This window comes from Draconibacterium halophilum (assembly GCF_010448835.1).
Lineage (GTDB): Bacteria > Bacteroidota > Bacteroidia > Bacteroidales > Prolixibacteraceae > Draconibacterium > Draconibacterium halophilum.
The window spans coordinates 4,047,735-4,074,297 of the sequence record NZ_CP048409.1 but is presented as its reverse complement, the minus strand read 5'-3'; the positions used below and the strand labels follow the sequence as shown (position 1 = coordinate 4,074,297).

Below are 26,563 nucleotides of genomic sequence, written 5' to 3'. Positions count from 1 at the left end.
GAATAATAGGTATATTATTGGTTTGATGGCACAAGATAGTAATTTCTAATTATCTTTGTTCTCATGCAAAAAGACGATTCTGAAAAACCGTTAATATTGGTTACAAACGACGATGGAATTCATGCAAAAGGACTGCGAGAACTGGTGGAGGTAATGCAGTTTTTTGGTGATGTTGTGGTCATTTCTTCCGAGATTTCTATGTCGGGGAAAGCATGTGGAATCACGGTTGATCAACCGCTGCGGGCAATACCTGTAGAAAATATACATGGTGTGCCAACCTATAAATGTAACGGTACTCCGGTTGACAGTGTAAAGCTTAGTTTTAACAGTCTTCTCCAGCGAACTCCCGACTATGTGGTTTCAGGAATTAACCACGGTTCCAATTCATCGATAAGTGTTATTTACAGCGGAACAATGGGAGCTGCCATTGAAGGTGGTTTGCATGGTGTACCGTCTATTGGTTTTTCGCTGGAAGATTACAGTTCAGATGCTGATTTTTCGAAAGCCAAATTGATTGTGGCTCGTGTTTTTCAGAATGTTATTGAAAATGGTATTCCCGCATTTACCTGTTTAAATGTGAATATTCCGAAAGGAAAACCCGAAGGCATTAAAGTGTGCCGGCAGGCGCACGGAAAATGGATGGAAGAGTTTGAAAAAAGAACCGATCCACATGGACGGGAATATCACTGGCTTTCCGGTTATTTTCAGAATCTTGATGAAGTAGCGGAAGACACCGATGTTTTTGCGCTGAAAAATAATTTTGCAACGGTGGTTCCCGTTCGGGTTGATATGACTTGCTATAAAACCATGGAGCAAATTAAGTTGTGGAAGTTTTAATATGCAAAAAAGAAAACAGAATAAATACGACGAAATTGGACTTGGTGTTTTTACCGGTCTGGGGCTACCCATTGTTATTTTTTTTATCGTTTACCTGATTGGCGAAGACAATATGTCGTTCACAAAATACATTGCCGGAATGTGGCGTATGCAGGCACTCATTAAATTAGGAAGCTTGTGTGTTTTTACTAACGTTGGAGCCTTTTGGATTTTTCTGCAATTAAAATACGAAAAGGCAGCCCGCGGAGTTTTGGGCGCTACAATTCTTTATGCCTTTGTGGTGTTAATTTCAAGAGCAGTTTAATATGCGGTATTACATTATAGCCGGCGAGGCATCGGGCGATTTGCACGGTTCAAATCTGATGAAGGAATTGAAGGTTGCCGATAAACAAGCTGATTTTCGTTTTTTTGGCGGCGATAAAATGCAGGCTGTTGGTGGCGAGTTAGTGAAGCATTACCGCGAAATGGCATTTATGGGTTTTGTGAATGTGATCCTGAATATCAGGACCATTAAACAAAATATGGAGTTCTGCAAAAAAGATTTGCTCAACTTTAAACCCGATGTTATCATCCTGATCGATTATCCCGGCTTTAACCTGCGAATTGCCGAGTTTGCCAAACAAAACAACATAAAAGTTTACTATTATATTTCACCAAAACTGTGGGCGTGGAAAGAATACCGCGTAAAAAAAGTGCGTGCTTTTGTTGATGAACTATTTACTATTTTTCCGTTTGAAACAGCGTTTTACAAAAAGCACGGCATCGATGTAAATTATGTCGGGAATCCGCTGTTTGATTCGATTAAGGAATTCGAAAAAACAGCGCAGTCGGAGGCCGATTTTAAAGCAAAAAATGATTTGGATGACCGCCCGATAATTGCTTTGCTGGCCGGCAGTCGTGTGCAGGAGATTAAAGGAACTCTGCCCGTAATGAAAAAGGCTGTTGAAGGCCGGAATGATTACCAGATTGTGTTGGCCGGAGTTTCGTCGGTCGATAAAGAATTATATGACGAAATTTTAAAGGGAAGCAACATAAAAGTGCTTTACGAATCTACTTATGATTTGCTGAATAACGCGCATACGGCTTTGGTAGCTTCGGGAACAGCAGCCTTGGAAACAGCTTTGTTTCAGGTGCCGCAGACCGTGCTTTACAAAGTTGAAGGTGGCGTGTTAGTGCATTACATTATGGCGGCAGTTTTAAAAATTGACTGGGTGTCGCTGCCTAATATTATTTTAGGTAAAATGGCGGTAAAAGAACTGCTTCAAAAAAATATGACCGTTAAAAAAGTCACGGCAGAACTGGATCGTATACTCGAAGATGAAACGTATCGAAAAAGAATTTTATCTGATTATCAGGAAATGCAAAAGCTAATGGGAGAGCCGGAGTGTTCGAAACGGGCAGCGGAAAAAATGATTGAATTATTATCTTTGGATTCTGAACATAAATCATAAGAATACAGGTGTATAGCTTATTTAAAAAAGAAATAAAAACTTTTCTCGGGTCGTTAATCGGTTACCTGGCCATTCTGGTTTTTTTATTGGTTACCGGTTTGTTTCTGTGGATTTTTCCGGGTAATTATAATATTCCTGAAAGTGGTTATGCAACGCTTCAGGGGCTTTTTACGTTGGCGCCGTGGTTGTACCTGTTTTTGGTGCCCGCAATTACCATGCGTATGTTCGCCGACGAAAAACGTAGTGGAACCATCGAAATTCTGCTTACACGGCCACTGGCTGATTTTCAGATGGTGATGGCAAAATTCTTGGCCGGATTGGTGTTGGTTGTTTTTTCTTTGTTGCCCACTTTGTTGTATTTTTTGTCGGTTTATTGGTTGGGAAACCCGGTTGGAAGTATCGACACCGGTGCAACCTGGGGATCGTTTATGGGGCTGTTTTTTCTGGCAACTATATATGTGGCCATAGGTATTTTTGCCTCGTCGCTCACCGATAACCAAATTGTTTCCTTCATATTTGGGATGTCATTGTCGTTTATTTTTTACCTCGGTTTCGAGTTTGTGGCGTCAGCAGAAGTATCGTATCTGTTAGAGCAGTTGTTTTCATGGTTGAGCATTAACGATCATTACCTTTCCATTTCGCGAGGTGTGGTTGATATGCGAGACATCCTGTATTTTATCGGGATGGCCTTTTTGTTTTTGTATGGGACAACGCTGATTCTAAGAAAAGGCAAGCTCCGAACCACAAAAGCAAAAGTTCGTGCTGTTGTAATTCCCGTGGTTGTATTATTGGTGCTGGCGATTTCATCCAATTTTTTATACCGCATTGACCTAACGGCTGAAAAACGTTATTCCTTATCAGAGGTTAGTAAACAAATGGTGACAGGTTTGGAAGGTCCGGTAGAAGTGGAGTTGTATTTGACAGGTGAGTTAGAACCAGGATTAAGGAAAATACAAAACGAAGTACTGGAGAAAATCGCTGTTCTGAATGCATACAGTTCGGCTCCAATCCGGGTGCGTATGTTTAATCCTTATAGTATCGGGAATATCGATAAGCAGGAAGAATTGATTGACGATTTGGTAAATAAAGGTGTGCCACGTATTAGTTTCAGACATAAAACAGAACAGGGAATTGCTTCAAAATTTATCTTCCCCGGAGCAATTATTCGTTATCAGAATAAAGAACTGGCGGTGAATTTTCTAAAAAATAATCCGTATACCAGCTACGAAAACAACTTTAATCATTCGGTGGAAACCATCGAGTACGAGTTGGTAAATGCATTCCGAAAACTGATGCGCAAACAGAAGTCAGTGCTGGCATTCTTGCAAGGACACGATGAGGCTAATCAATACGAAGTGGCCGATATTGCGCGGGCACTTTCATCTGATTTTGAAATCGATATGATGGATGCAGTCGATCTTAAAGATTCGGACGTTGATATTTTGGTGATCGCAAATCCACAAAAACAATTTCCCGAAACTTCAAAAATAGCTCTCGATCAGTACCTGATGAAAGGCGGTAAGCTAATTTGGCTGATCGATCCGGTGCAGGTAAGTTTAGACAGTTTGAGCAAAGGATTTCAAACCTATTCATTTCCAAACGATTTGAATATAGGGGATCAGCTTTTTCGTTATGGCGTTCGTTTAAATTACGAATTGTTGCAGGATGTGAACTGTATTCAAATTCGTGTAAATACAGCCGCGCCGGGAAATCCGCCACGTTACACGGCAAATCCGTGGTATTATTCGCCACTGCTTACACCAAATGATGATCATCCTATTAGCCGAAATCTGAACTGGGTAAAAACAGAATTTGTTTCGTCGCTCGATACGGTTTCATCCAATTCTACAATCAGTAAAGAGGTAATTCTGAGTACTTCGCCATATGCGCGCCGAATAAAGGCTCCATCCTCGGTAAGTCTGGCAAACATTAATAATCCACCTGCACGCGAGTTGTTTACGCAGTCGAATATTCCGGTTGGTGTTTTATTGGAAGGTGTTTTTACATCAAATTACAAAAACCGCATGGTGGAAACCTATGGTTATTCTTCGGCCGATATAATTACGGAAAGTCAGCCAACACAAATGATCGTGATTGCCGACGGCGGAATGATAACCAATAAAGTGAATTATTCTACCAATCCACCTAAAATTCAGGAACTTGGCTTTGATGAAGTATCAGGGCAGGTTTTCGGTAATAAGGAATTTCTGATTAATGCCATTTCATACCTCGATGACAAACAAGGGATTATGCAACTGCGCGGCCGATCATTAAAAATGCGCTTACTCGACAAAGTAAAACTACGCGAAGAAGCTGCCTTTTGGAAATGGCTCAATGTATTGCTGCCGCTGCTTTTAGTCATCGTTTTCGCACTGGTTTACAATCTTGTTCGCAAGTACAGGTACAATCGTTCATAAAATGGGGTAAAATCAACCGAAGCACGGTAGGGATAATTCATGAAAGTTTGTATATTCGTGTACTTAGATTGGTTGTAAATTAGAACCAATTAATAAGACGAATTCAAAAAAATAAATCGAAATAAATGAAGTTTGTAGTTTCAAGCACCGAGTTACTGAGCCACCTTTCTGCAATTAGTAAGGTAATCAGCAGTAAAAGTACAATGCCAATTCTCGATAACTTCTTGTTTCAGTTAAGCGAAACAGAGTTAACCATAACAGCTTCCGATCTGGAATCGACATTAATTACCAGCCTCGAGTTGGATAATATTGAAGGCGAAGGAGCCGTTGCAGTTCCGGCCAAGTTGATCACAGATACATTGAAAGAATTTCCGGAGCAACCGCTGACATTTCAGATTGATGGCGAATCTTATCTTGTTGAAATTTATTCAGACAATGGAAAGTTCAGCATTATGGGGCAGAATGCCGAGGATTTTCCTGAGCAACCACAATTGGATGAGGAAGGTGCATCGTCTATTGATGTTAGCCATGTAGTTCTTCAGAAAGGAATTGAAAAAACGTTGTTCGCTACCGCCGACGATGAGTTGCGCCCAGTTATGAATGGTATTTACGTTGAGTTAACACCTGACTTTATGAGCTTTGTAGCTTCTGATGCGCACAAGCTTGTACGTTACCGCCGATTGGATGCAAAGGCTGAATTCGAGTCTTCATTTATTCTGCCCAAAAAACCGGCAAGTTTGTTGAAAAACCTGTTGCCAAAAGAAGAGTTTGATGTAAAATTGGAATTCGACGATAAGAATGCGTTTTTTACCTTAAGCAACTACAAACTTATCAGCCGTTTGGTAGAAGGAAATTACCCGACTTACAACTCAGTAATTCCTACTAATAATCCAAACAAAATGATCATCGATCGTCTGAATTTCTTCAACACCGTAAAACGTGTTTCAGTATTCTCAAACCAGGCGAGCAACCTTGTAAAACTGACAATTTCGGATAACCAGTTGGTGGTTTCGGCGCAAGATATTGACTTTTCTATTTCGGCAGTTGAACGCATCAATTGCGAATACGAGGGAGAAGAAATTGAAATTGGTTTCAAATCAACATTCCTGCAGGAAATTCTTACCAATATTTCAACCAGCGATGTAAAGGTTGAAATGAGCGATCCAACGCGGGCAGGCTTGTTACTTCCGGCAGAAAATGAGGAAGATGAAGACATGTTGATGCTGTTGATGCCAATGATGATAAACGTTTAAAAAAGTAAAACGATAAACCGAAAAGGTATCCGGGAACGCTTGTTTTGGGGTACCTTTTTTAATTCATACCCACCATGAAGCTACATTTAAAAAATGCTTTGGTTTTTTTAGATCTGGAAACCACCGGAATTAACATTGTTACGGATCGAATTGTGGAGATTGCACTGGTAAAAGTAAATGTTGACGGGACAGAGGAAGAAAAACTGATGCGCATAAATCCTGAACAGCCGATTCCCATTGAGGCTTCCCTGATTCATGGAATTTACGATGAGGATATAAAAGACGCCCCAACATTTAAAGAAGTGGCAAAAACGCTGGCTAAATTTATTGAAGGATGTGATCTTGCCGGTTTTAATTCCAATCGTTTCGATATCCCGTTACTGGCCGAAGAGTTTTTGCGTGCCGAGGTTGATGTAGACTTTAAAAAACGCAAATTTATTGATGTGCAGGCCATATTCCATAAAATGGAAAAACGGACACTGGCAGCCGCATACAAATTCTATTGTAATCAGGATTTAACCGATGCACACAGCGCAATGGCCGATACAAAAGCTACCTATGAAGTATTAAAATCGCAGCTCGATAAATACAAAGGAGTGGAGTATGAAGATCCCAAAGGGAAAAAATCGACGCCCGTTGAGAACAATGTAGATAAGTTGAGTGAATTCTCTTCGTACGATCGGAATGTTGATTTTGTTGGCCGCATTGTTTACGATGAAAATGGAGTAGAATGTTTTAATTTTGGAAAGAACAAAGGTGTGCCGGTGGAGAAGGTTTTGCAGGAACAGCCCGGCTACTTTGGCTGGATTCTAAACAGCGAATTCCCTCTTTATACTAAAAAGGTGCTTACACAATTGAAATTGAAAATGATGAGCAAGTAAAGCTTGTTATTTCGAAGGAGGAACGACTGAGAAATCTGTTTCTGTATTGTTTAAGTTGTTACAGATTTCTCTCTTTGTTCGAAATGATAGTGAAATTAAAAAGCTTAATATCATGAAAATAATTTGCATAGGAAGAAATTACGTGGCTCACGCCAAAGAGTTGGGGAACGATATTCCTGAGGAGCCTATTTTTTTTATGAAGCCCGATACCGCGTTACTGCGCAACAACGATCCGTTTTATATTCCGGAATGGACCAACGAAGTGCATCACGAAATAGAGTTGGTGGTGAAGATAAATCGCATTGGTAAAAATATTGAAAAGCGATTTGCACACCGTTATTACAACGAAATTGGTTTGGGTATAGATTTTACGGCCCGTGATGTGCAGGCGCAATTAAAAGCTAAAGGATTACCTTGGGAAAAAGCAAAAGCTTTTGATAAATCGGCAGTTTTAAGTAGCACCTTTTTGCCCAAAACGATTTTCCCCGATCAGGAAGCAATTGGTTTCCGATTAGATATTAACGGAGCAACAGTACAGGAATCGCATTCAGGTTTGATGATCTTTGACTTTGATGAGTTGATCGCAAATATCTCGAAATACGTGACATTAAAAATTGGCGATCTGATTTACACCGGAACGCCTGCAAATGTTGGTTCGGTTGCTATTGGCGATCGTTTGGAAGGATATCTGGAAGACAAAAAGCTGTTTGACTTTGAAGTGAAGTAGGGCTGAAGCCGCCAAAGCATTGTCATTTCGAATGAAGTGAGAAATCTGTTCATTGTTTATCTGACATTATTTTTTAATTTTTTTGTTTATGAATCATCAATTTGAGCTTGAAATGCAGGTGCGCGATTACGAATGCGACATTCAGGGCATTGTAAACAACGCTGTTTATCAGAATTACCTGGAACATACGCGCCATAAATTTCTGAATCATGTTGGGCTTGATTTTGCACAATTACACGACGATGGAATTGATGCGGTGGTTATAAAAGCCGAATTGGAATACAAATTTCCGCTACGTCCCGGCGACGATTTTTTAGTACGTTTGAAGATTGGTAAACAAGGGCGTTTGCGCATTGTGTTTTTACAGGAGGTAATTCGTAAATCCGATGAAAAGCTGATGGTAAGAGGCCGTATTACTTCGGTACTAACAAAAAATGGCCGTCCACTTTCTCCTGAAATTCTGGAAAGTAAATTTGAAGAGGCCGGAATTGTGCTGGAGGAAGTTTAGATTAGTTTCTCTTCAATACGATATTCTTTTGCCTCAACAGCATTGGTTTTTAGTGCCGCTTTAAATCCTTCATTCATCATTCGTCCCAGGCGCATGGGCATATCCAAAAGAGCAGGGTAGGTGGTTTTATCATCGGGGTGGTTATAAAAGTGAACACAGCTTTTCACATCTGACGAAAGATAAATGCGGCAGGCCATCGGGCGGGCATCGTAAGCCATGCAGGTTTTGTCTTTTAACAGAGGGCAGGGATGTTTTGCATTCATCAGATCATCGCCTTTTAAAAGGCTCAGTTTGGTTTGTTTTTGTTTTGCTTTTTCTGCTATTCCCGAGATCGTTTCAGCGTCAAAAGACTTGTTTACAGCGGCCTTTAAATAATCCAGCTCGTAGTCCAGCGCAAAAACCGGTTGGTGGCAACACCAGCTGCAGCCTCGTTTGCAATCGATACTTTGGTTTTGTTGCCGGGCATAAACAAACAACGAATCAATCAGTCCGTCAATTGCCGCATACATTTCTTTTAAAGATTGGTGCAACGCTTCCTGTTCCATATTCGCCTCAACTGCCTTCATACCCAGTTGATAGCCATCGTGAAAGAAGGCTTTTTCCAGTTGTTCAAATTGCAGGTTTGTGTTCATAAGATTAATTTTTATCAAGATACAAAAACAAAAAGAATCTTCCCACAAGTGAGAAGATTCTACTGGATTTTGAACATTACTTTAAAATTATCTGTGTTTTATTGAATGTTATTCATTATGAGGGAGATGTAGCCATAAAACAAGCAGGAGGAAGATTAGGTTTTGGTTATCTTTTCCACTTTTAAGCGCGCAAAATAATCCTTGGCAGCCCTTTTTACATGTGGCGATAAAAGTATGGTTGTGATAACTGTTGGGAAGGCCATCAGGGCAAAGGAGATGTCGATTAAACCAATAATTACCCTCAGGTTTGAAACGGCTCCAATAAGTATTACCGCCACAAAAATGTAGTTATAAATGTGTTGGTATTTTACTCCGGCAACAAAACCAAGGCATTTTACACCGTAGTATGGAAAGGCGAACATGGTTGACATGCTAAAGAAAATGGCACAGATGGATAAGATATATTTACCGAATATCGGGATGGCAGAATCAAAAGCCTGAGCAGTAAGCGTAATACCATCGGCATTACTTTCGAGCCAGGTATCGGTAACAATAATGGCCAGGGCTGTCATGGTACAAACTATAATGGTATCGATAATTGGCCCAAGCATGGCAACCAGCCCTCACGAATGGGTTCGTTGGTTTTGGCAGCGCCATGCGCCATTGGCGCCGTTCCCAATCCGGCCTCGTTTGAAAAGGCCGCGCGCCGCACACCGGTAATTATTATTGCACCGAGCGATCCACCTAAAACTGCATTGCCGGTAAAAGCATCTTCAAAAATGGTTCTAAAGGCAGGAAGTATAGCAGCGGGGTGTGAGAAAATTACGTAAAGAACTGTTATGGTATAAACAACAACCATAGTGGGCACGAGTCTTCCGGTAACTTTACCAATACGTTTAATTCCCCCGATAACAACCAGACCAACAATTATGGCGATTATAATTCCGGTGACAAGATCGGAAGTAAATGAACCTCCGACGTTATTCGGCACTAACACTACATCGCGAATCATTTGGGTAAGTTGGTTAGCTTGAAAGAGCGGTGAAACACCGATCATGGCCATAAGCGAGAAAAAGACAGCTACAGGGCGCCAGTTTTTCCCCAATCCTTCGGTGATGAAGTACATAGGGCCACCCTGAATTTCGCCTGCTGAATCTTTACCGCGAAACATAACCGCCAGCGAACAGGTAAAAAACTTGGTGCTGATACCCAGCAATGCCGAAACCCACATCCAAAAGATGGCTCCCGGTCCGCCCATGGTAATGGCAACGGCAACACCGCTGATATTTCCCATGCCAACTGTTCCGGCCAATGCGGTAGAAAGTGCCTGATAGTGGCGCAACTGCCCTGCTTCATTCGGATCGTCGTATTTTCCGGTGAGGATTTTTAGGGCATGACCGATGTAACGGAGTGGCGCCAAACGCGAATAAACTAAAAAATAAAACCCGCCGCCAAGCAACAGGATAAGTATAGGAGCTCCCCAAATTCCATCAGAGATTTTTATAATGAGTTCGCCAATATTTTCAAACATTCCGCTAAGAAATGTAAAACTTGCCAATTATCAAACAGCAATCTGAAAGATAAAAGTCATGTTTTATGATAAAATGCTTTATTTCTTGTGATTCAAAAAGATGTTGTAAAAAATGTAAAGAAAACTTGACTTTTTATAAGATGTAAAGTATGTTTGTCATATTGAACAGTAAAGTTTACACTAATGGAAATTTACAGCATTATCGTTTTTTGCATTTATATCGGACTACTTTATTACATCATTCCTTCTTCTTCTTTAAATTTTGATTTATATGAGCGAAAATTTCGCTTATTGCCAAATTGGTTTAAAACAGTGGCATTAATCTTTGCGACTGTTGCTTTGTTGGCAATATTAATTTTTCGAAACTCTATAGTAAACAAGAATGAAATGATAATTTCAGTTTTTAACCTGGCATTATTCTTAATATTCTTCTCGAAACAAAAAACAGAAGATGAATTTTCGGAACAAGTTAGGTTTAAAGCCTTTTCCTATTCGTTTGTAAGTTTTGTTGCTATGTGTTGTGCATTGGGGGCTTCTCGAATTAATGATTCCGGTGGCAGAGAATGGAGTAATTTTATCATTCAGGCATTTATGGGAGGTGGACTATTTATAGCAACGCTCTACTTTTATTTTACCCTTTATAAACTACGAAAAGAGAATAATTAATTATGGACCCAAAATCAACAATCTTTCTAATAGCTGCAATTGTTTTTCTCTGCATGTTTTTGTGGCTTTTTGCAGATAAGAGTGAATACGAGGTTTTTAAAAAGTTAAAATTATTTCCCCGTTGGATAAAAATCGTTGGAATTGTTATTGTACTATTGTCGGCTACTATTCCATTTTATGCCAATTTGCTTATTGAAGGTAAAAACTACCTTGGATTAACAGTTGTAAATTTAGGTCTATTTTTGATTTGTTTCTCGCGTGATAAACAGGAAGATGAGATGTCTAATCTTATTCGGTTAAAATCGTTTTATCGGAGTACAGTTCTTGGTTTCGCTTATGTGTTTATTTTTACAGCCATTGAATTTATTCATGGCGATGAATTTGAATTGGTTCCTGCCATTCAGGTGATTACATTTATGTTGTTAATGTATTTATTGAATTATTACGTTACCAAATCAAAAATAAGAAGTGCAGAATAGGCTTAAAATAGAACGTGCCATTAAAAACCTCACACAAGACGATTTGGCAAAACTTATTGGTGTTTCGCGCCAAACCATACATTAATTTACAGCTGATATGTGATGAATAAAACTCAAGATAATTTGCGTTTACTACCCCGAAGATTTAAGAAATTGGCTTATAGCTTATTGGCTTTAAGCATACTTCTTATTACGCTTTCTGTAACTAAAGTTATTGCGATTGATGACGAAATTGCCAAAACAATTTTGAGCTCGGGAGTTTTACTTTCGTTTCTGTTGTTGGCACTTACAAGAGATAAGATTGAAGATGAACTAACGTTGGTAATCCGGCTAAAAGCGCTGGCCTCGTCCTTCATTTTCGGAGTGGGATATGTAGTGGTAAGTCCTTTTGTTAGTTTGCTTTTCGATGGTGAATTTATAGTTGAAGATATGGGAATAGAGGGATTACTTTTAACAATGTTTCTCTTTTATTTTGGAATGTTTGGGTTAATGAAAAGGAATCGATAGTGCAGAATAGGCTTAAAATAGAACGTGCCATTAAAAACCTCACACAAGACGATTTGGCAAAACTTATTGGTGTTTCGCGCCAAACCATACATTAATTTACAGCTGATATGTGATGAATAAAACTCAAGATAATTTGCGTTTACTACCCCGAAGATTTAAGAAATTGGCTTATAGCTTATTGGCTTTAAGCATACTTCTTATTACGCTTTCTGTAACTAAAGTTATTGCGATTGATGACGAAATTGCCAAAACAATTTTGAGCTCGGGAGTTTTACTTTCGTTTCTGTTGTTGGCACTTACAAGAGATAAGATTGAAGATGAACTAACGTTGGTAATCCGGCTAAAAGCGCTGGCCTCGTCCTTCATTTTCGGAGTGGGATATGTAGTGGTAAGTCCTTTTGTTAGTTTGCTTTTCGATGGTGAATTTATAGTTGAAGATATGGGAATAGAGGGATTACTTTTAACAATGTTTCTCTTTTATTTTGGAATGTTTGGGTTAATGAAAAGGAATCGATAGTGCAGAATAGGCTTAAAATAGAACGTGCCATTAAAAACCTCACACAAGACGATTTGGCAAAACTTATTGGTGTTTCGCGCCAAACCATTAATTCCATCGAAAAGGGGAGGTATGTACCTTCAACTGTTTTAGCGCTTAAAATTTCAAAGATTTTTGAGAAACCCGTAAATGAAATATTTGAATTGGATGATTCTGATTAATAATATTTCTCGCAGTTTACACGCAACTTCGCAGATAAGCCCCTTATCTATTCGCTTAAAATTGGCGAATTCAGCACCATCTGCGAGAACTATTTATTTCAACTGAAGCTTTACAAATATCGGCAAATGGTCAGAAGGCGATCGGTTTTCATATGTATCGCTGATGGCCGCATATTTTAACACTTTAACTTTGTCGTTCACAAAAATATAATCGATGCGGTTTTCGCCTTCGCTACCCGGTTTAAATCCGTTGTAAGTGCCAACAGGTCCGTAAGGTGCTTCTTTCGTTACTTCGCGGCTGTCGCTCAAGTATTGCTTTATCAAGGCTATTGGTTGTGCATCCGGCCTTAGGTTGAAATCGCCTGTAAGAATTACTGGTAAGCCGGAACCCGCTGTAAACTCTTCCATTTTTTCATGAATCAATTTCGCTGAATTTTTGCGGGCTTCAACACCCACATGATCGAAGTGCGTATTAAAAACAAAGAATTTTTTTCCGGTAACTTTTGATTTAAATTTCCCCCAGGTAACAATACGGTTGCAGGCGGCATCCCACCCTAGTCCCGGGTCATCGCAGTTTTCCGATAACCAGAAATGACCACTTTCCACAAGAATAAACTTCTTGGTATTATAGAAAATAGGCATAAACTCTCCGGCTTTATTGCCATCATCGCGGCCAACACCAAACCATTTATACTCAGGCACGCCTTTTTCAATGTCTAGAATCTGATCGTACAAAGCTTCCTGCAATCCAAAAATACCAGGTTCATAAAAATTCAGTAAGCCGTTTACCATTTCAATACGGTTTGGCCAGGCATTAATTCCATCGCTGGCGGTATTCATCCTGATATTGAATGTCATTACATTTATTTGCTGTGCAACTAGCATTGATGGAAGAATGATTAATAGGCTTAAAATTATTCGTTTCATTCGGAACAGTAGTTATAGGTTGGATATTTTTCTGCGTTTTGTTTTCCTTTAATAATTGTATGACGCTGGTCGCCATCTTTTTCAATGGCAAACTGCTTACAAAATTCAATAATTACATCGAAATAATCTTCTACAGGCGAAATGTTTATTTCATGGGCGGCACCACACGATGTGTGCAACCAGTAAGGAATTTCCAATTGGTCGAGTTTTTCGGCAATAGTTTTTGAGCCATGTATAATCCAATAACCCGCCTTATCTTCATCGCAATAGTGATGAGGTGCAGTGGCATAAGGTACCAGATTGTCGTCGGTGCCGTGAAATAAAAGCGACGGAATTGCTGATTCATCATAAATGGCGGTGGTGTCAGGAACTGCTCCGGCCATGCCAATAACTCCTGCAAACGAAACCGGACCCGAATCCAATCCATAACAATAAGGTGGCTGATAAGCCGTGTATAATACTGTTTCTGCACCGGCGCTACTTCCCGATAATATAATTTGTTGTGGATTAATGGAGTACTGATGGCGGTTTTCTATTAAAAAGAATGCTGCGTCCTGAAGATCTTCGCTGGCCGAATAAATGGTATTCAATTTATCGGTTGCGGGGCAATCGCAGCCAAAACCTTCCGGTTTCCCTTTTCGTGTTAAGCGGTAGGATATGGATGCTACTACATAACCATAGTTCGCCATACGTGTACAAAAAGATTTTACGTTTTCGCCATCTCTTTCTCCGCCGCTAAAGCCGCCGCCGTGCACATAAATAATGGTGGCACGTTCAGGCTCGTAGTCGTTTTGCGGAAGATAAATATCCATATCAAGATTTTCGCCGTCTTTTGTGGCGTAAGTTGCGGTCTCTACTCTAATATCATCAAATAAATTGGAGGTATATCGTTCCTGGGCAAAAGAGATACCCGCCAGGAAAAACAGTAGAATAACGAGGCTTAACTTTTTATGCATAAATTTTTTGTTGTGAATATAGGATATATCAGATTATCAGCAAAAGAAAATGGAACCCAAAATTGAGTTCCATTTCTTAAGGTTAACTTATTATAGCTTCCTTATCTTTTATCTTCCTGATTTCGCATTGGTTTAACAAAGTGCATGCCGAAAAGCATAATACTCAGTAAGACAGATTGGTAGGGGTGTTTTGTGGCTCCGTGATGGAGTTCGTTTTGGGACATTATTCCCGTAATTAGAATAGTCGTCCGGTGGAAGGAGTGTGAGAACGCTCATGATTAAGCAGCCAGCGTTTTCGTTCAATACCTCCGGCATAACCGGTAAGTTTTCCTGAACTACCAATAATACGGTGGCATGGGATAATTATGGGTATTGGATTTTTTCCGTTGGCCAATCCAACGGCTCGTGTGTTTTTATCCGATCCCGTTTGTTTTGCAATATCCAGGTAGCTTGCTGTTGTTCCAAATTTTACCCGTTCAACAAAGTTCCATACTTTTTGCTGAAATTCAGTTCCATGAGGTTCAATATTCAGGTTAAACTCTTTTCTTTCACCGGAAAAATATTCTTCCAGTTGGATCCTGGTTTGGTTGAGAATTTCAGGGATTTCAGTACTGGCAATTCCTTCAACTGATTTAAACCTTACGGCGCACAATGCATTCGCTGTTGCTTCAAGTTCGAGCCAGCCTATAGGAGAGTTAATATAATTTTTAAAATTTCCCATAAAAAATCCGATACCCAAAGATACCGGATTTTAAGGAAAGTTAGGCTCGTAATTAATATCTATCTCTTTTCGTATATTGAGTATGCAGCAGATGATGTGATACTTCACCCAGTGGTTCTTTCAGGAAATCTTTATAAAGCTTTTTAATTTCCGGATTTTCATGCGATTTTCGAATTAACAGGCCTTCGTCTTCGGCATAAATTGCTTCTGAACGCTTTTGCCTGATTTCCGGATTGGTAGGAATTGGTTGTCCCCCTCCTCCCAAGCATCCGCCAGGGCAAGCCATAAACTCAATAAAGTGGTAATCGGCAGTTCCTGCCCGTACGGAATCCATAACGGTTTTAGCGTTAACTAATCCATGTGCAATCGCACATTTCAGTTCCACCCCATCAAGGAAAGCCCATTCTTTAACCGGATTCTCAATTTTTATGGATGCTTCACGAATACCATCTATTCCCCGAACCGGTGTAATGTTAAGGTTTTCGAACGGAACTTCACGCCCAGTTACAATTTCGTAAGCCGTACGCAAAGCGGCTTCCATAACACCTCCGGTTGCTCCGAAAATAACAGCGGCACCAGAAGATTCTCCCATCAAACGGTCGTATTTAACCGGTTCAAGTTTATTAAAGTCGAGACCAGCCTGTTTTATTAAAATAGCCAGCTCGCGGGTAGTTAATACATAGTCAACATCGCGGTAACCACTATCGTGCATTTCCGGACGAAAAGCTTCGTATTTTTTTGCCGTACATGGCATAATCGATACTGAAACAATGTTTTCAGGCTCAAGATTACGTGCATTAGCATAATAGGTTTTTACCAAGGCACCAAACATTTGCTGGGGCGATTTACATGTCGATAGATTTTCCAGATGTTCAGGATACATGTGTTCGATGTATTTTATCCAACCCGGAGAGCAGGACGTTGCCATCGGCAAGGTTACCGATTCGTCTTTTTCAACCAAGACTTTTTTCAGGCGGGTGAGCAGTTCTGTACCTTCTTCAATAATTGTAAGGTCGGCAGTAAAGTCAGTATCCAAAACGGAATCAAATCCCAGACGTTTTAATGCAGCTACCATTTGGCCGGTAACACGTTTTCCCGGTTTGAGACCAAGTTCTTCGCCCAGTCCAACACGAACCGCAGGCGCTGTTTGTACAACCACATGTTTATTCGGATTAGCGATAGCCTCCCAAACTTCTTCAATATAATTTTTCTCTACTAACGCACTCGTTGGACAGTGATTTACGCATTGCCCACAGTTTGTACAAACTATATCGCGCATGGCTTTTTCGAAAAATGTAGTAATTTTCATTTGGTCGCCTTTGTGGGCAACAGTAAGCGCGTTAACACCTTGTAATTCAGCACAGGTTCTTACACAGCGTTGGCATTTAATACATTTGCTGTCGTCTTTTATAATGGAAGGCGAAAAAGCATCAATAGTGTAATTCTTTAATGGAACCAGTTCCAGAAAGTCCTGGGTCATAATTTTATACTCCGAGGCCAGTGTTTGCAACTCGCAGTTTCCATTGCGGTAACATTTGGTACAATCGGCATTGTGTTCTGCCAAAAGTAATTCAATAATTTGTTTTCTCGAGTTACGTACTTTTAAACTGTTGGTGAGAATCTCCATGCCTTCTTCGCAAGGTGTGGCACAAGCCGCCGACAGACGATTTTGTCCGGTTACTTCAACTACACAAACCCGGCAGTTTCCGGCAACGCACAAATCTTTATGATGACACAACGTTGGAATTTTTAATCCTTGTTCTTCTGCAGCTTCTAAAATGGTTTTCCCAGCGGAAATCTCAACCGGAAGACCGTTTATTGTCATATTTAATTTCTTGCTCATTTTCTTTCTTTTTCCGGTTATTTAATAGATCATTTCTTCTCTGAAATTTGCAACAATCGACGAAAAGGAGTTTGCTACCGACTGGCCTAAACCACATTTAGCAGTGTATTGCATGGTTTCGGTTAGGCGCAACAATTTATCGAGATACGAAGCAGGTTTTTCACCACGTTTAACTGCTTTAATTCCTAAAAGCAATTGCTGGCAACCAACACGGCATGGAGTACATTGTCCGCACGATTCTTCGCGGAAAAACTCGAGGTAGTTATCAAGAACATTAAACATGGAACGCGAACTGTTAAATAGCATCATTGAGCCTCCTGTTGGAAGTGAAATTCCAGTAAGTTTTCCTTTAAAACCAATGGCTGCATCTTTAAATTTTTTGCGCGGAACAAGAAATCCTGATGCACCGCCTACCTGAACAGCTTTGGTATCTCCATCGCCAAATTCATACACAAAATCCTGAAGGCTCATACCCAGCTCCAGTTCGTAAATTCCCGGTTTGGGAGTATCGCCCGATACCGAAAAAAGTTTGGTGCCCCGTGAATATTGAACGCCCAGATCGTAGAATTTTTTTGCTCCGTATTTAAAGATGGTAAAGGAGTGAACCAGCGTTTCTACATTGTTTATTACGGTTGGTTTGCCCATATATCCTGCTTGGGTTGGGAATGGTGGTTTATTCCGTGGTTCGCCTCGTTTTCCTTCCATCGACTCCATTAATGCCGTTTCTTCTCCACAAATATATGCACCGCTGCCCATGAAAATCTCAATGTTAAAATCGAGATTAATCTCTTTACAGTAATAACTGAATTCATCAATAACTTTATTCAATTCTGGTAGTAGAAATTTGTATTCACCACGAAGGTAGATGTACCCTTTATTGGCTCCTGTAATGTATCCGCAAATGGCCATTGCAGTGAGCACTTTGTATGGTACGCGCGATAAGATCTCGCGGTCTTTAAAAGTTCCGGGTTCACCTTCATCGGCATTACAAATCACATATTTCTGCTTTTCTTTTGATTCGGCAGTCAATTTCCATTTTAGTCCGGTTGGAAAGCCGGCTCCTCCTCGTCCTTTGAGTTCTGAGCTGATTAGCGCGTTTATTAACTCTTGTGGTTTCTTTTTTATGGTAGTAGAAAGTACTTTTTCCCAGTCGTTTTCATTTCTAAAAATGAAATCAACACGTTTTAGTTGATGTGAATTTGCCATAATTGCTGGTTTAATGATTAGCGTTCGCTTTCATGTGGCTCGTTAAAATTTCTCTCACTTTTTCAGGAGTGAGCTCGGTATAAATTTCATCGTTTATAAGCATTGCCGGTGCTTTATGGCACCAACCAAGGCAGTTGGTTTCCAATAAGGTAAATTGTTTGTCGGGGGTGGTTTCCCCTAAATTAATTTTAAGCATTTCCTGTATGGCAAACAAAACCTGGTTTTTTCCTTTCATGGCACAGGTAATCGTTTTGCACACCCGAATAATAAACTTTCCGGCAGGCTTGGTTTCAAGAAATGAATAGAAGGTGGCTGTTCCGTAAACATCGGCTGCAGGAATGTCAATCTCTCTTGCAATCTCGATCATCGAACGTTCCGAAAGGAATTTTTCCTGTTCAACCACTCCTTGCAAAATTGGTAATACACTTTCCCGGCTTCTACCATGTTTATCTGCCAGGTTTTTAACTAAGGTTTGGATTGGATCCATGAGACAAGTTTTTTGTATTTAAAATTGGTTATTAGTTGTTATTGTTAAGCAGTGCGCCGGTTAAGGCAAGGTCTGTTACAAATTTGGTTTTAGAATAAAGAAAAAATTCTTTATTTAATTATAAACAAATGTAAGCAGTTATCATAGAAAAAAATAGTGTATTTGTTTCATAACATGATGTTATTCAGCAGGAAACGTGTATTGTAATTAAATCTCATTTTAAATAGTTGCAATAGCCTAACTTTTGTCATGTGTACTTGTGTTGCCGAAAAGGTTTTGTGTGGGATATAATGCTATGTAGTCTAAATAAAGATTGTTAGTTGCTGGTGAAATTTACTAAACGTTAACAATGTTTTTAAAGAAAATTAAAGGATGAAGCAACCTTTCTCTCCTCTTTTTTGTCTAACTTTATAGAGCCATATAACAATTAAAACAAGTTTAAAAAATGAAAACAGTATTAATCACCCATTTCGCTTTGCTATTATTAGTAATTCCTGGCATGAGTTGGGCGCAGATCGTTACCATAACAGGTTATGTTAACAATGGGGCGAGCGGAAAAGCCATGGAAAACGTTAGTATCTTCGATAAAAATTCCGGAATTGGAACAATTACCAATCAGAATGGATTTTATAAACTTATTCTTGATAAAGGAGATGTAGATTTGTCGGTATCAAACGGAGGGTTTAAACCGGTTTTACATCATGTAAAAGTTGTTTCTGATACTACGCTGTTCGTAAACCTTCAACCACTGCTTAGTGGCAAAACCCGACAGAAAAAGAACGATCTGGTTCATGCAGAGCTAAAAACGGAGAAGAAGAACGACAGAAAAGGATTTAAAGTGTTTTAGCGCGAAAAGTCGCAAACACTTTATCTTATTTCATTTCCAGTATTTCTTTAATAATTTTCCCCTGGCATTTATCTGGTAGCGGCACGGAGATAAGTTCTGCCAGTGTTGGTACCAGATCAACAGCATTGTGCATTGTGCTTATCTTTTGTGCTTTTATACCATTTCCCCAAACCACTAGCGGAATGCGCGATTGATCGGTGTAATTAGCACGTTTATATTTATAACTCGGTTGCCAGCCTTCTTTTAATGTATAGATAAAATCGCCCGAGCGGTTTTTGTGATACGTATTGTATAAGGGCTCAAACAATCCGTTTGCCGAGCTTCCCTGCTCTAACTGAAAAGCTGGCATGGATACCTGCACTCCGGTAAACTGGTTGATAAAATTTGATGACACCTCGCGCAGCTCATTCAGGGTTACATTGTCGCTTTTACTAATGATATCATGATCGAAATACAGCTGAAGATCAGAATAATGTTCAATCCATTTTTTCTCGCCATAAGTAATGTTCAGGTAAGAGGTTAGCAGCGCAATAGCACTTTCAATATTAAAATAATCAACAGTCAGGTGAAATTCTTCTTTCAGGTACTCAATCGGATAGGAAGCTGATGTGTTGGCCGTCAGGAAAAACAAAACGTTGTCTTGTCCGAATTTCTTTTCGGCAGCATCAACTAATTCTCCAATGTACTGGTCGAGGTACAAATAAGTGTCCATCATTTCAAGCGATGCCGGTCCAAAAGAACCATTTTCATAATCCATGCTCGAAAAAACAGCCGTAACAAAATCGGTTACGTTATCCGCTCCAATTTCTTCGTTCTCCAATAAACGCAGGGTGAAATCTTTGATCATCATATTGGCCGACGGCGTTGTTTTAAACGGTCTGAAATCGTTGGTACGTTTAATGTATTTATTTATAGAATGCGGGAAAGTATTAAACTCGCCGAAATAACCGCGCTCCAGCAGATAGTCGTCGCGCAGGCATTCGGTGTAGCTTGCTTCCGGGAGCAGTGTAGTCCAGGTTCGATGACTGTATACATCGGCATAATTTTCGCTGTTAAAAATACGCACCCAATCGGGGAAAGTACTCACATAAAACGAACTCGATATCATTCTTCCCGATTTGGGATCGAACCAATAGGCTCCGTCAGCCGCGTGACCTGCAGTAAAAATAGCGGATTCGCGGTTTAACGCAGCACTAAAAACTTTGGCTTTACCGCCGCTTAATATTTTAAGATTATCAGTAAGGGTGTTGGAAAGCAGGTTCTTTGGTGAAGCATCGCCGGCCTCGGTATCGGCACCAACTGTAAAGTAGTAGTCATCTTCGGTGCTGTCAATTTCTTTTTTCTTCAAACGGTCGTACCACTTATTTGAAACGATTCCGTGAATGGATGGATGAACGCCGGTAAAAAGAGTGGCCGTTCCACTGGCGTAATTTTGTTCGTGCAGTGCAAGTTTTACGTTTTGGCAAACTGCCCCTTGCGTGTAGATCTTTTTAAAACCGCTAGACTGAAATTTATCCCAGAAGCGCTGAATGTAATCGGGGCGCATGTTTTCAATAACAATACCAATTACCACTTTGGGTTTCCCGCTATTAATCGGTTCATTGTTTTGTGCCTGTGTTTGGCCACCAAGAAATAAAAGAATAAAACCTAAAACTATAACTACGCCTGCCTTCATATTCTATACTGATTTGAGCAGCCAAAAGTAAACATTTTGAATGCTTTCAACAAAGGAATTTTGCAAAGCCAAAAAAAAATAGCCGATACAAAATATTGTTTGTCAGAAGTTTGAGCTAATGATTAAAAATAACTCAGAAAAAAAACACGCAAAAGAGTAGGGTATGGCGAGTCTTGTGCGGATAACAAGTAGAAATAATCATTAAAATATAATGTCATGAAAAAAATTATTGGATTTTCAGTTGTTGCCTTAGCAATGTTTATGTTCTCGTGTAATACAACTACCGACGACGGTATTGATATTCCCGGGATGAGTGACGAACAAACCTTAAAATCGGCCGAAATTGCAGTGGCCGAAGTGCAGGCCGAAGCTGCCATTACCGAATGTAATTACGAAGTGGAATTTTTTGCCAATGCCGAACCGATTCTTACACGTTGGTGGCAAATGGGCAAATTTTTTGGATGGAACAGCAACTTGCGCTATTTCGAAAATCAATGTCCGGATGTAACCATAGAGGAAGGCGATAGTACCGGATATCCGCTTACGATTACGTTGAATTATGGCGATAGCACAGTGCTGAATAATGGGAAGGTGCTTAGCGGAGAAATTGTAATGGTAATTTCAGCGCCACGAAATAGCCAGGATTATTCACGATTGGTAAACTTTAATGATTTTACTGTTGATTCGATGCTGATATCCGGTACCTCAGAAGTTGTAGTTGATAAAGTAGACAGTACATTCCGTAAATTCGAGTCGGAAATGACCTTTATGTATCCCAACGGAACAACCGTTACGCGCAGTGCCGAACGTGTTTGGCAGTGGCTGGCCGGACTTGATACGCCCGAAATGCAAAGTGATGATATCGTGATTATTACCGGCGAAGTTACCGGAACAATTGTTTGGCCCGATGGAACCGAAGAAACCTATAGTAAAGTAATTACTACTCCGCTGAAACGACTGACAATGTGCAGGTACATGGTTGAAGGAGTGGTTGAAGTTCATGTTGGAGGAGAGCTGGTTTCGGTACTGGATTATGGTTATAACGAAAGTGGAGAGGAATGCGACCATTATGCACTGTTGACAACCGATGCCGGAGATGAGGTGATTGATCTTTCGGTAAAAAATTATAACGGGTTGGCAAAACAAAATCAGAATAGGAACCAACATCAGTACACCGGTGAAAACGGAAATCAAAACGGAAATCAAAACGGAAATCAAAATGGCAATCAAAACGGCAGCCAAAATCAAAATGGCAATCAAAATCATAACGGCAACGGATAGTGAGTAGTGGGTAGATAATACCGGGATGTATTTTTAGGATCTCCCGGTATTTCTCAATCCCGCAAATAGATGTAACTTTAACATTCTAATCATTGTTTCCGCGTTTTGACAAAAGAAGAATTTAAAAAGCTTTTTGATGAACATTTCAACCAGGTTCGTAACTATATGTTCTATCGTTCGGGAAATACCGAATTGGCTACAGATATTGCGCAGGAAACATTTCTGAAGATTTGGGAGAAGCAAAATAAAATTGATGACGCCAGGGTGAAAGGTCTGCTTTTTAAAATTGCCAACAACCTGTTTGTGTCATACTACCGAAAAGAAAAACGTTCTTTTGAATTTTTTAAGCATTATGAACCGGATGAAAATACGCGCAACCCGGAAGAAGACCTGGTCTTCAAGCAACTGAAGGAAAATTATAGTTACGCGTTGCAAAGAATGCCCGAAAAGCAGCGAGCCGTTTTCCTGATGAGCCGCGTTGATCAACTCACTTACAACGAAATTGCCGAAATGGTTGGGGTAAGTGTAAAAGCCGTAGAAAAGAGAATGAGGCTCGCGCTTCACTTTTTGCGAACTAGTTTAAAAACAAATGAATGATAAAAATAAACATAACGATCCGTTAATCGATTTCGAAAAAAATCTTTTCGGAAAAGGAAAGATCAACTGGGAGAAATCGGAGGCTGATGTTTGGAATGAGCTGCAAAGCAAGATGGACAAAAAAACGGCGAAAGTGGTCTCGTTCCGAAACAATTGGATTCAGTGGGCAGCGGCGGCCGCAGTCATGTTGATCTTGGGATTCGGAGCAGTCATTTCATCCTGGCAGAAAACCATAGAATGCATGCCCGGTGAACACCTGGTAGCCGAATTACCCGATGGATCGAGTGTGGATTTAAATGCTGGATCAAAACTGGTTTATTATCCGCTAAAATGGAAATGGGAACGTAAACTGAAATTTGAAGGTGAAGGTTTCTTTAATGTTGAAAAAGGATCGACTTTCACTATTGTGTCCAATAATGGAACTACGCAGGTTCTCGGAACTTCCTTTAATATTTATGCCCGCGCAGAAAATTACCGCGTAACCTGTCTCACGGGAAAAGTTCAGGTTACTTCGCCAAGCGACGAAAAAGTAGTTCTTCTACCTCAAAATCATGTTGAACTGGAAGAAGGGAAACTGGTTGTTACCAAAATGTTTGAACCCGAAAAGGCGATAAGCTGGAAACAAAATTATTTCTACTTCACCGGGCGTCCGTTAAAAGAAGTAATCGACGAAATTGAGCGCCAGTATGCCGTAACAATAAAACTCGATCCGCAATTAAATAATCGTAACTTCGGAAGTAATTTTTCAAAACAACACAGCGTTGAAGATGTGTTGGATTTTGTTTGCAAACCAATGAATCTGAAGTTCGAAAAACAAGCGAATAATGTTTACAACGTGACAGACGAAAGTTAATGAGGAAGTTAACCGTCATGGTTTTAATAATGCTGCTGGCCGTAATGCAACTGGCAGCACAAAACCAAACGAAAATAGAAATCAACACACGCAAAATCCCTTTAAATCAGGTTTTAATCGATTTAAAGGAAAAGTATGGCTTTCAGTTTGCCTACGACAGCGATTTACTCTCCGGTTTTTTAGTCAGTGCCAACAAAAAAACTTTCAACAGCGATGAAGAAGCACTGCGTTTTCTCATTAAAGATTTTCCACTTGAAATTGAACGTTCGGGCGATGTTTTGCTCATTATCCCAAAACGGGACAACAAGCCGGAGCTAACACAAATTTCAGGACAAGTGCTGGAAGCGAACACTTTTGAACCGCTTCCTTATTCATATATTCTTATTAATCGTCGTCCGGTGCGCTCCGATTTGCAGGGGCATTTTAATTTTATTGCCTCGGCCGACACTTCCTATAATCTTCAGATTTCGCACCTCGGTTATTTTGTTTACGATACGGTTGTTACCCAAAGTCTCAGTCGCAGTTTTCTGCTTTATCCGCAAATCGAGCGAATTAAAGAGGTGCAGATTTATAGCAATCCCATCGAAAAATCGACGCTTATTGGAAATAATGCCGGAAGAATGAAAATTAACCACCAGATTGCACCCATCCTGCCCGGTTATGGCGATAATTCAGTATTTAACCTTTTGCGCTTAATGCCCGGAATTATGGCATCGGGTGAGCAGTCGAACGACTTGCTTATTTGGGGCGCTTACGAAAGTCATAGTAAAATTCAGTTTGATGGATTTACCGTTTTCGGACTGAAGAATTTTAACGATAACATTGCTGTTGTAAATCCTTTGGTGGTAAAAAATATTGAAGTAATGAAAGGCTGTTACGAAGTCCGTTACGGCGATCGTGTTGGAGGAATTGTTGATATTCAGGGCAAAGACGGAACCTTATTAAAACCAACTCTTACATTCAATATCAATTCTATTACAATAAATTCGATGGTGCAACTGCCGCTTTCAAAAAAGTCATCACTGCTGGCTGCCTACCGCCAAACCTACCATCAGTTGTACGATCCCACGCGTATAAATATTGTTGCGCGTGAAGAAATCTCAGGATCGGGATCCGGTGCCGGACCAGGAAGTCCTCGCGGAAACGGTTCTGCAACCAGTCGTATTAGTGAAGTAAAACCCGATTTTGTTTTTCGCGATGCCAACCTGAAATATACGTTTAAGGGGGATGACGGAAGTCGCTTTTCACTTAGCTTATATGGTGGAGGTGATGATTTTAGTTACGATATGGATGCCCGTTTAGCAAGGGTTTTATGGACACGTGAAGAGCAGGAACAAAACAACCAGTTAGGCGGATCGGCACAATTGAATTACCCATGGAATAACGGGGATGCAACGAACTTAACTTTTGCCTATTCGGCGTTTGAGCGTCAGGTGTATCAGAAAGCCCAAACAGAAAATTATCAAAACGGGAATATCAATATATTGAATCATTTGGACTCCAAAAATACCGTGGATGAAATAAGTTTTAATGCCGAGCATACATTAAACTTTCATCAGGGACATCGTTTACTAATAGGTGCCGGCGCAATAAATAATAAGGTTGAATTATCACGCTTCTCGCTGGACGAACAACAGATTGACATTAACAACGAGTCACCGCGCATTTATTCCTATTTGCAGGATGAATATCCGCTTGGAGAGTTGCTGGAATTAAAAACGGGTGTACGGTTGATTTATAATACCAAACCCAGTAAATGGTATGTTGAGCCGAGGATTTCGGCATCGTTTTCTGTTTTTGATGACATGAAAATAAATGCTTCATGGGGGCTGTACAACCAGTTCATATCAAAAACAACGGTACTCGACAGTACAAATAATTACACCGAATTTTGGACGAATTCAAACGATGATCAAATTCCGGTTTTAAGTGCCGAACATTTTGTGGCCGGGTTGTCCTATCAAAAATACGGATTTACGGCTAGTGCCGAGGCTTTTTATAAAACCACTGATGGATTGAGCCGTTACGTAAATGGTAATATGTTTGTTAGTCAGGGATTTTATGAAGGAAAGGCACGAAGTAAAGGGCTCGATCTTTTTCTAAAAAAAGAATACAAACGGAACATGGCCTGGGTTTCGTACACCTTGAGTAACACGGAAGAGCAGTTTCCTTATTTTCGGATAAACGCATGGCGCCCGGCACCACATCAGCAAAAGCACGAGCTGAAATTTGCGGGGGTTTACAATTATAAGTCGTTTTATCTGTCGGCAAATTATGTTTACGGTTCAGGTTTCGAGCGCTATGATATTGACGTTGATAACGATCTGAATTTCAATAAAGCTTACAGCCGGTTAGATGCAGCTTTGGTTTATAAGTTCAAGCCGGGAAAGGTGAAAGCTGAAGCCGGAATTTCAGTACTGAATATTTTTAATACCGAAAACATTAAATACTCGAATATCAGGATTAGCACCATCGACGAAGTTAGTCTTATTGGTGTTTATTCCGATGCAATTTCGTTTACTCCAGCTTTGTTTTTGAATGTCGAGTTCTAATAATTGGTCAAA

Annotated in this window: 28 protein-coding genes and 1 pseudogene; 20 read left to right on the top strand and 9 right to left on the bottom strand. The window is 40.1% G+C overall.

Going from position 1 to position 26,563, the window contains the following annotated elements; all coding sequences use genetic code 11:
• The first annotated feature begins 63 nt into the window (after window positions 1–63).
• The 8 genes from surE (at window position 64) to G0Q07_RS16505 (ending at window position 8,074) form a co-directional block, all read left to right on the top strand.
• Window positions 64–837, top strand: coding sequence for a 5'/3'-nucleotidase SurE (surE, locus tag G0Q07_RS16540; RefSeq protein ID WP_163348201.1), 774 nt, complete (start codon window positions 64–66; stop codon window positions 835–837).
• A 1-nt stretch (window position 838) separates the two neighbouring features.
• Window positions 839–1,141 (top strand): hypothetical protein, encoded by a 303-nt coding sequence (locus tag G0Q07_RS16535; protein ID WP_163348200.1) that lies wholly within the window; start codon window positions 839–841, stop codon window positions 1,139–1,141.
• A 1-nt stretch (window position 1,142) separates the two neighbouring features.
• The gene (gene lpxB, locus G0Q07_RS16530) at window positions 1,143–2,288 is read left to right on the top strand and encodes a lipid-A-disaccharide synthase (protein WP_163348199.1); all 1,146 of its coding nucleotides are present in this window, start codon (window positions 1,143–1,145) and stop codon (window positions 2,286–2,288) included.
• 8 nt (window positions 2,289–2,296) lie between these two features.
• Window positions 2,297–4,705 (top strand): gliding motility-associated ABC transporter substrate-binding protein GldG, encoded by a 2,409-nt coding sequence (gene gldG, locus G0Q07_RS16525; protein ID WP_163348198.1) that lies wholly within the window; start codon window positions 2,297–2,299, stop codon window positions 4,703–4,705.
• 125 nt (window positions 4,706–4,830) lie between these two features.
• The gene (gene dnaN, locus G0Q07_RS16520) at window positions 4,831–5,958 is read left to right on the top strand and encodes a DNA polymerase III subunit beta (protein WP_163348197.1); all 1,128 of its coding nucleotides are present in this window, start codon (window positions 4,831–4,833) and stop codon (window positions 5,956–5,958) included.
• Between the two features lie 74 nt (window positions 5,959–6,032).
• On the top strand, window positions 6,033–6,839 hold the full coding sequence (locus G0Q07_RS16515; RefSeq protein ID WP_163348196.1) for a 3'-5' exonuclease: 807 nt from the start codon (window positions 6,033–6,035) through the stop codon (window positions 6,837–6,839).
• Window positions 6,840–6,951: 112 nt separating this feature from the next.
• Window positions 6,952–7,566 carry a fumarylacetoacetate hydrolase family protein gene (locus G0Q07_RS16510; RefSeq protein WP_163348195.1) on the top strand — a complete coding sequence of 205 codons (615 nt, stop codon included), beginning with the start codon at window positions 6,952–6,954 and terminating at the stop codon, window positions 7,564–7,566.
• An 88-nt stretch (window positions 7,567–7,654) separates the two neighbouring features.
• Window positions 7,655–8,074: an acyl-CoA thioesterase gene (locus tag G0Q07_RS16505; RefSeq protein ID WP_163348194.1), complete on the top strand. Its 420-nt coding sequence runs from the start codon at window positions 7,655–7,657 to the stop codon at window positions 8,072–8,074.
• Here G0Q07_RS16505 and G0Q07_RS16500 read toward each other — a convergent pair.
• Both G0Q07_RS16500 and G0Q07_RS16495 read right to left on the bottom strand, forming a co-directional pair.
• The gene (locus G0Q07_RS16500) at window positions 8,071–8,706 is read right to left on the bottom strand and encodes a YkgJ family cysteine cluster protein (protein WP_163348193.1); all 636 of its coding nucleotides are present in this window, start codon (window positions 8,704–8,706) and stop codon (window positions 8,071–8,073) included. The genes G0Q07_RS16505 and G0Q07_RS16500 overlap by 4 nt on opposite strands.
• 155 nt (window positions 8,707–8,861) lie before the next feature.
• Window positions 8,862–10,237 (bottom strand): annotated as a pseudogene (locus G0Q07_RS16495) (alanine/glycine:cation symporter family protein).
• 387 nt (window positions 10,238–10,624) lie between these two features.
• Here G0Q07_RS16495 and G0Q07_RS16490 point away from each other — a divergent pair.
• Genes G0Q07_RS16490 through G0Q07_RS16460 form a run of 7 tightly spaced genes read left to right on the top strand, consistent with a single transcriptional unit; the run spans window position 10,625 to window position 12,606 of the window.
• Window positions 10,625–10,903 (top strand): hypothetical protein, encoded by a 279-nt coding sequence (locus tag G0Q07_RS16490; protein WP_163348192.1) that lies wholly within the window; start codon window positions 10,625–10,627, stop codon window positions 10,901–10,903.
• A 2-nt stretch (window positions 10,904–10,905) separates the two neighbouring features.
• Window positions 10,906–11,382, top strand: coding sequence for a hypothetical protein (locus G0Q07_RS16485; RefSeq protein ID WP_163348191.1), 477 nt, complete (start codon window positions 10,906–10,908; stop codon window positions 11,380–11,382).
• Window positions 11,372–11,467, top strand: a complete 96-nt coding sequence (locus tag G0Q07_RS16480; RefSeq protein ID WP_163348190.1) for a helix-turn-helix transcriptional regulator — start codon at window positions 11,372–11,374, stop codon at window positions 11,465–11,467. The genes G0Q07_RS16485 and G0Q07_RS16480 overlap by 11 nt, the downstream gene beginning before the upstream one ends.
• 17 nt (window positions 11,468–11,484) lie before the next feature.
• Window positions 11,485–11,889 (top strand): hypothetical protein, encoded by a 405-nt coding sequence (locus G0Q07_RS16475; RefSeq protein ID WP_163348189.1) that lies wholly within the window; start codon window positions 11,485–11,487, stop codon window positions 11,887–11,889.
• Window positions 11,889–11,984 (top strand): helix-turn-helix transcriptional regulator, encoded by a 96-nt coding sequence (locus G0Q07_RS16470; RefSeq protein ID WP_163348190.1) that lies wholly within the window; start codon window positions 11,889–11,891, stop codon window positions 11,982–11,984. Before G0Q07_RS16475 ends, G0Q07_RS16470 begins: the two co-directional genes overlap by 1 nt.
• 17 nt (window positions 11,985–12,001) lie before the next feature.
• Window positions 12,002–12,406: a hypothetical protein gene (locus G0Q07_RS16465; RefSeq protein ID WP_163348189.1), complete on the top strand. Its 405-nt coding sequence runs from the start codon at window positions 12,002–12,004 to the stop codon at window positions 12,404–12,406.
• The gene (locus tag G0Q07_RS16460) at window positions 12,406–12,606 is read left to right on the top strand and encodes a helix-turn-helix transcriptional regulator (protein ID WP_163348188.1); all 201 of its coding nucleotides are present in this window, start codon (window positions 12,406–12,408) and stop codon (window positions 12,604–12,606) included. The genes G0Q07_RS16465 and G0Q07_RS16460 overlap by 1 nt, the downstream gene beginning before the upstream one ends.
• Before the next feature lie 93 nt (window positions 12,607–12,699).
• Here the strand turns inward: G0Q07_RS16460 and G0Q07_RS16455 are convergent, their stop codons facing one another.
• The 6 genes from G0Q07_RS16455 to nuoE form a co-directional block, all read right to left on the bottom strand.
• Window positions 12,700–13,533, bottom strand: coding sequence for an endonuclease/exonuclease/phosphatase family protein (locus G0Q07_RS16455; protein WP_163348187.1), 834 nt, complete (start codon window positions 13,531–13,533; stop codon window positions 12,700–12,702).
• Entirely contained in the window at window positions 13,530–14,489 is a 960-nt protein-coding gene (locus tag G0Q07_RS16450) for an alpha/beta hydrolase (protein WP_163348186.1), read from the bottom strand. The genes G0Q07_RS16455 and G0Q07_RS16450 overlap by 4 nt, the downstream gene beginning before the upstream one ends.
• 235 nt (window positions 14,490–14,724) lie before the next feature.
• Window positions 14,725–15,228 carry a methylated-DNA--[protein]-cysteine S-methyltransferase gene (locus G0Q07_RS16445; protein ID WP_203532582.1) on the bottom strand — a complete coding sequence of 168 codons (504 nt, stop codon included), beginning with the start codon at window positions 15,226–15,228 and terminating at the stop codon, window positions 14,725–14,727.
• A gap of 34 nt (window positions 15,229–15,262) precedes the next feature.
• Window positions 15,263–17,053, bottom strand: a complete 1,791-nt coding sequence (locus G0Q07_RS16440) for an NADH-dependent [FeFe] hydrogenase, group A6 (protein WP_163348185.1) — start codon at window positions 17,051–17,053, stop codon at window positions 15,263–15,265.
• Window positions 17,054–17,074: 21 nt separating this feature from the next.
• Entirely contained in the window at window positions 17,075–18,259 is a 1,185-nt protein-coding gene (locus G0Q07_RS16435) for a complex I 51 kDa subunit family protein (RefSeq protein ID WP_163348184.1), read from the bottom strand.
• 10 nt (window positions 18,260–18,269) lie between these two features.
• The gene (gene nuoE, locus G0Q07_RS16430; RefSeq protein WP_163348183.1) at window positions 18,270–18,746 is read right to left on the bottom strand and encodes an NADH-quinone oxidoreductase subunit NuoE; all 477 of its coding nucleotides are present in this window, start codon (window positions 18,744–18,746) and stop codon (window positions 18,270–18,272) included.
• Between the two features lie 445 nt (window positions 18,747–19,191).
• Between nuoE and G0Q07_RS16425 the strand changes: the two genes are divergently transcribed.
• A complete protein-coding gene (locus G0Q07_RS16425) occupies window positions 19,192–19,593 on the top strand; it encodes a carboxypeptidase-like regulatory domain-containing protein (protein WP_163348182.1) in 402 nt (133 codons plus the stop codon).
• Window positions 19,594–19,618: 25 nt separating this feature from the next.
• On the opposite strand, the gene G0Q07_RS16420 is transcribed toward G0Q07_RS16425, so the two are convergent.
• The gene (locus G0Q07_RS16420) at window positions 19,619–21,268 is read right to left on the bottom strand and encodes an alkaline phosphatase family protein (RefSeq protein ID WP_163348181.1); all 1,650 of its coding nucleotides are present in this window, start codon (window positions 21,266–21,268) and stop codon (window positions 19,619–19,621) included.
• A gap of 216 nt (window positions 21,269–21,484) precedes the next feature.
• On the opposite strand from G0Q07_RS16420, the gene G0Q07_RS16415 reads away from it, so the two are divergent.
• From G0Q07_RS16415 to G0Q07_RS16400, 4 genes are all read left to right on the top strand, one after another.
• Complete coding sequence (locus G0Q07_RS16415) at window positions 21,485–22,549, top strand: hypothetical protein (protein ID WP_163344039.1); 1,065 nt, start codon at window positions 21,485–21,487, stop codon at window positions 22,547–22,549.
• 105 nt (window positions 22,550–22,654) lie between these two features.
• Complete coding sequence (locus G0Q07_RS16410; RefSeq protein ID WP_163348180.1) at window positions 22,655–23,146, top strand: RNA polymerase sigma factor; 492 nt, start codon at window positions 22,655–22,657, stop codon at window positions 23,144–23,146.
• On the top strand, window positions 23,139–23,999 hold the full coding sequence (locus G0Q07_RS16405) for a FecR family protein (RefSeq protein ID WP_163348179.1): 861 nt from the start codon (window positions 23,139–23,141) through the stop codon (window positions 23,997–23,999). Before G0Q07_RS16410 ends, G0Q07_RS16405 begins: the two co-directional genes overlap by 8 nt.
• Window positions 23,999–26,551: a TonB-dependent receptor gene (locus G0Q07_RS16400; protein ID WP_163348178.1), complete on the top strand. Its 2,553-nt coding sequence runs from the start codon at window positions 23,999–24,001 to the stop codon at window positions 26,549–26,551. The genes G0Q07_RS16405 and G0Q07_RS16400 overlap by 1 nt, the downstream gene beginning before the upstream one ends.
• Window positions 26,552–26,563 lie beyond the last annotated feature (12 nt).